This window comes from Bradyrhizobium sp. (genome assembly GCF_049581145.1).
Lineage (GTDB): Bacteria > Pseudomonadota > Alphaproteobacteria > Rhizobiales > Xanthobacteraceae > Bradyrhizobium.
In genome coordinates this window covers 1-1547 of the sequence record NZ_JBAURI010001280.1, presented here as the reverse complement: position 1 = coordinate 1547, position 1547 = coordinate 1, and the positions used below count along the sequence as shown (strand labels likewise).

The window sequence follows — 1547 nt, the reverse complement described above, 5'->3', positions numbered from 1 at the left end:
CGCCGGTGTTGCGGCCGGTTGCCCGGCTGACGGCGCCGCTGCCACCGCCGTTGTCGTGATCTGCGCCACTTGCGGTTGCGGCACGACCACCGCCGGCTGCACCGCGCGCTGCGGCGGCACGACCGTGGATGCCGCCGGGCTTTGTGCGGCCGTGCTGGCGAGCGATGTCGTCAGCACCTGCCGCAGCACGATCAGCGCCGCCTTGAGGTCGGGCGCTGCGGCCGATGCCGGTACCGATCCGGACGCCAGCGAGGCCTCCAGGAACAGCCCGGAGGCCTGGAACGCCTGCTTGATGTCGCTGCCGGTCAGATTCTGATCGAGGCTGACCTGCTGCGACAGCACTTGCGCAATCGCCTGCTGCACCTGTGGCGGCAGATTGTTCAATACGGCTGCGACGTCGAGATTGGCGAATAGTGGCGCCAGACTGGTCTGCTGGGTGGCCGCGCTTTGCGCCGCGACTGCGACCGCAAGCGCCTCCTGCGGCGTCAACTGAACCGCCGGCGCGGCAACGGCCGAGGTCGTCTGCGGCGCGATGCTCGCAGCGGCGGCAGGCGCGAGCGTCACCGTATCGGCGATGATGGACGCATTGCCCTGCGTTGCGCTCGCACTGGTCGTCTCGCTGGGCGTGGCAGCCGGCTGCTGGTCGACGACCGCGAGCCTGATGCCGTCGGCGGTCTGCGAGACCGCGAGTTGCAGCGTCTGGCCGGCCTGCAGCGGGATCTGTGACATGACATTGATGGGCTGGCCGTTGACCGCGATCTGCACGGCATTGCCGGCGACCTGCAGGACCTGGGCGCTGATCACGCTTCCGGACTGCAGAACGACGGTCGCCGCGGTCGCGCCCGAGGCGACGATATGCGAAACGCTCGGATTGATGACGATCGGCATGCCCAGGGCCCGCTTGCATCGCAAACGCTAGCCGAGCGGCGTAAACCTCACGTTAAGGGAGCGCGGGATTGAGACTCCCGAGAATACGGGCGGCAGCCTGGAAATCGACCAGCCGCGCGGCGCGGCGGATGGATGTCTCCTCGTCCATTCCCCATTTCTCGGCGTTCCAGTCCTCCTCGACATGAGCGGCGGCCCAGACCTGTTCGGGATCGCGCACGCCGTGCCAAAGCGCCAAAGCGAGCAGCGCCGAGCCCGTCAACGACGTCACCACATGGAGGGCTGCGATCGCCCATGGATCGGCCGGCAGCGCCGCTCGTGCGGCCAGAACCGCCGTCTCCGGCTGGTCGACATGCATGATGCCCTCGGCGAGCACGAAATGCGCGCCAAGCGTATCCCTGGCCCAGTCGAGCACGCCGTCCCAATGCGCGGCTTCACGCGCGACCAGTGCCTCGGGATAGCCGGCGCGATAGAACAGCAGATCGGAGCGGAGATATCTGGCGACATCGTCGCGCACCAGATCGAGCCGGTCGATGACGGCATCGACGACGCTGTTGGCGAACCGCGTCAGCGGCATGGTCAAAGGGGCGATCGTCTCCTGCTGTGCAGCCCATTCGGCGGCGACAGCGTCCGCAATCTCCCGCTGTGGCAGCGTGATGACC

The 1547-nt window shown here is 68.0% G+C and carries 1 protein-coding gene and 1 pseudogene; both read right to left on the bottom strand.

Annotation, left to right across the window (positions count from 1 at the left end):
- Positions 1 to 888 (bottom strand): annotated as a pseudogene (locus tag WCB02_RS40585) (flagellar hook-length control protein FliK); the annotation flags it as partial.
- Between the two features lie 52 nt (positions 889 to 940).
- Positions 941 to 1547 (bottom strand): ATP12 family protein (locus WCB02_RS40580; protein WP_423968292.1); only part of this gene is annotated, 607 nt, incomplete at its 5' end.